Origin of the sequence: Flavobacterium resistens, from assembly GCF_900182645.1 — a bacterium.
Taxonomy (GTDB): Bacteria; Bacteroidota; Bacteroidia; order Flavobacteriales; family Flavobacteriaceae; genus Flavobacterium; species Flavobacterium resistens.
Map to the genome: position 1 here is coordinate 1 of NZ_FXTA01000012.1, position 3782 is coordinate 3782.

Annotated in this window: 1 protein-coding gene; it reads right to left on the bottom strand. The window is 33.2% G+C overall.

Going from position 1 to position 3782, the window contains the following annotated elements:
- Positions 1-3782: non-ribosomal peptide synthetase (locus FN795_RS21305; RefSeq protein WP_142452503.1), on the bottom strand; the 3782-nt coding region annotated here is incomplete at both ends.

Here is a 3782-nt window from a genome sequence, read left to right on the forward strand (position 1 = left end):
GCCTCTTGCTTGAGAACAGAAGTCCAAACATCAACTATAAGTTGCTCCTCTTTGTTTCTTGGGGCTACATAATCTTTCTTGATGATGTCTTCTCCAGTCACATCTGGAAGGGCTTTTCTGTCTATCTTGCCATTAGGTGTCAAAGGCAGACTTTCTATCTCTACATAAAAACCAGGCACCATATATTCAGGCAGCTTGTTTTGCAGATAAGCTCTGATCTCTGATTTGTCAATCTCTGTTTTGGACACATAATAAGCCACCAAAGTTTTATCCTGGTTGATTTCTTTGGCTTCCACTACAACCTGTTGTATCTCCTCTGAATATTCAGATATGGCCGTTTCTATCTCTCCTAGCTCAATCCTAAATCCTCGAACTTTAACCTGATGATCAAGTCTTCCCAAGAATTCAATATTATTAGTTTTGCCCATGTATCCTATATCACCAGTATTATACATGATCCCTCCAAACTTAGAATAAAATGGATCTTCCAAAAAAGCAGCTTCAGTTTTTAAATTATCATTTGCATAACCTGTTGCAACTCCAATTCCTCCAATGTATAAGTAACCTTGAACTCCATAAGGAACAGGTTTTTGGTATTTATCCAGAATATAGAATGTATTATTTTGTATTGGCTTACCGTATGGTATACGTGTCCAATTTTTTTCTACATTAAGAATTGGATAATAAATTGACCAAACGGTTCCTTCAGTAGCTCCTCCTAAACTTATAATTTCTGCTGATGGAAAGTATTTATTGATACGTTCGGGAAGTTGTACAGGTATCCAATCACCGCTCATAAAAATAACTCTAAGATTATTTTGTATGTAATTTTCTTTCTCAGATTCAATAATATCAACTAGTAAATTCATTGTTGATGGTACTGAATCCCAAAACGTTATTTTCTCTTTTAATAAAAGATCTATTAATTTCCCTGAATCTCTTATTTCTTTTTCATTTGCTATCACTAGTGCTCCACCAGCAGATAATATTCCAAAAACATCATAGACAGAAAGATCAAAACACATTGAAGTAATAAACAACAAACGATCTTTTTCTGTAACTCTGAATCTTGAATTTACCCAATCAATTAAATTTACGACCGAAAAGTGTCTTATCATTACACCTTTAGGATTTCCAGTTGATCCTGAAGTGTAAATTGTATATGCTAAACTATCAATATTAATTTTTAAATTAAGATTATTTACACTTTCGTTTTTTATGAAGATATCATTCATAAAAATCAAAGATATTTCTCCAAATATATTCTCCGAGCTAAGAATTTCTTCCTGAATTATAAACTTAACATTCGAGTTACTTACCATATATTGTTTTCTCGAGGAAGGATATTCGTTATCAATTGGAACATATGCAGCTCCAGTTTTTAAAATCCCATAAAGCCCAATAATCATATTGAAACCTCGAGTTGCTATTAAGGCAACATTATCTTGAGCCTTAACTCCATTCAAAATTAAATATCTCGCTAGTTGATTTGCTTTCTCGTTGAGTTCATTGTAAGTTAATTCAGTATCTTCAAAAACTACTGCTACATTATTTGGAGTTTTCTTTACTTGCTCTTCGAATAAATCGATTATAGTTTTGTCTTTAGGATAATCAACCTGAGTATTATTAAACTCTACTAAAAGCTGATGTTTTTCTTCTTGGGTGATATAATCTATTTCATTTATGAGCATCTCTGGTTGTTCTAATAATGGGGTTATCAGATTCTCAAAATGCGAAAAGACTCTATTGATTAATTCCAAGTCATAAATGTCAGTATTATATTCTATTGACAAATTTAATACCTCTTGTTCGAAAAACTTAAAATTGATATCAAATTGAGAAGTTGTGCTTTCAAAATCATAATTACTTATCGAGATATTATTTAATTCTTCCTTATTGTTGATATTGTTTAGTTGTCCTTGATTCTGCAAGACTACCATCACATCAAACAAGGCATTTCTACTGGCATCTCTTTTTGTGTTTAATTTTCCTACTAATTCATCAAAAGGATAGCCTTGATGTTCATAAGCTCCTAATAAGGTTTCTTTTTCTTGTTGCACTAAATCTTGAAAGGATTCATTTTCTCTAAATTGCGTTCTAATAGCAACTGTATTTAAATACAATCCTAGCTGATTCTCTAAATCAGGGTGTTCTCTTCCAGCTATTGGTGTGCCTATGATAATATCATCTTGACTTGTATAACGATGCAACAGCGCATTTACTCCTGCCATCAAGGTCATAAACAAGGTTACATCTTGCTTTTTTGAGAAGTCTTTAAGCTTATTTAAAAACTCTTTTGAGAATTGATAACTTATTGTATCTCCGTTGTAGGTTTTAACTAAGGGGCGTGCTTTAAAACTTGGAAGATTAATTACAGGTAATTCACCTTCAAACTGTTCTAGCCAATAGACCTCTGATACTTGTTGTTTTTGTTTTTGTCCTTCACTGTTTTGCCATACTGCATAGTCTTTGTACTGAATAGATAATACAGGTAGTTGAGCTTCTTTTCCTTCTACTAAAGAATTATAGATTTTTTCAACTTCTGATATCAATAATTCTATAGACCAGCCATCGCCTATGATGTGATGGAGTGATAAGAAAAACACATGTTCTTTCTCTTTTAACTTGATCATACTGGCTCTTACAGGGGTGTGTTCTAAATCAAAAGCAATGCTGTTTAACTCTTGTAAGTAATTGGCAACTATTTGTTCTTGGTTTTTTTTCTGTTTTGAAAAATCTTTTTGTACAACAATAAAATCAACTTTTTCTATAGGAACAATCCATTGGCGTACTTCACCTTGCTTATCTACTTTAAAAGAAGTTCTTAAAATTTCATGACGCTTGATTAATAACCTAAATGCTTCTTCAAATTTATCATAATCAACAGTTCCTGTAAACCTAACTGCTGCCGGCATATTATAGGCCAAAGAACCACCCTCAAGTTGGCTCAATATCCACAATCTGCTTTGTGAAGCGGTTAATGGATAGGATTCATCCTCCGCTGCCTTGGGAATGCGTAAATATTCGCTTTGTTTTAATTGCTTGCTTAATGCTTTTATGGTTGGATTGGCAAAAAATATTTTAAAGGATATGGTTTTTCCTAATTGTTTAAAAATTTGATTGATAACTTGAACTACTATCAGACTATGTCCTCCCAGTTCAAAGAAATTATCTGTAATTCCTATTTTTTGAACTCCTAATACTTCTTGCCATATTTCTACCATTTTTTCTTCAATAGCATTTCCTGGAGCTACATAATCTTTTTTGATGATGTCTTCTCCAGTCACACTTGGAAGGGCTTTTCTGTCTATTTTACCATTAGGTGTTAGAGGCAGACTTTCTATCTCTACATAAAAACCAGGAACCATATATTCAGGCAGCTTATTTTGCAGGTAAGTTCTAAGCTCTGATTTGTCAATTTCTGTTTTGGACACATAATAAGCCACCAAAGTTTTGTCTTGGTTGATTTCTTTAGCTTCCACTACAATCTGTTGTATATCCTCTGAATATTGAGATATAGCCGTTTCTATCTCTCCTAATTCTATACGATAACCTCTTATCTTGACTTGATGGTCGTTTCTGCCCAAAAATTCAATATTGCCATCTGGCAACCACCTGCCTAAATCACCGGTATCATACATTCTTGTTCCTTTTATAAAAGGATTCAAAATGAATTTCTCTGCTGTGAGTTCTGGTTTGTTTAAATAACCTCTGGCTACTCCATCTCCTGAAATATATAGCTTTCCTCTAATACCTATAGAAACTGGCTGTAACCCTTCATC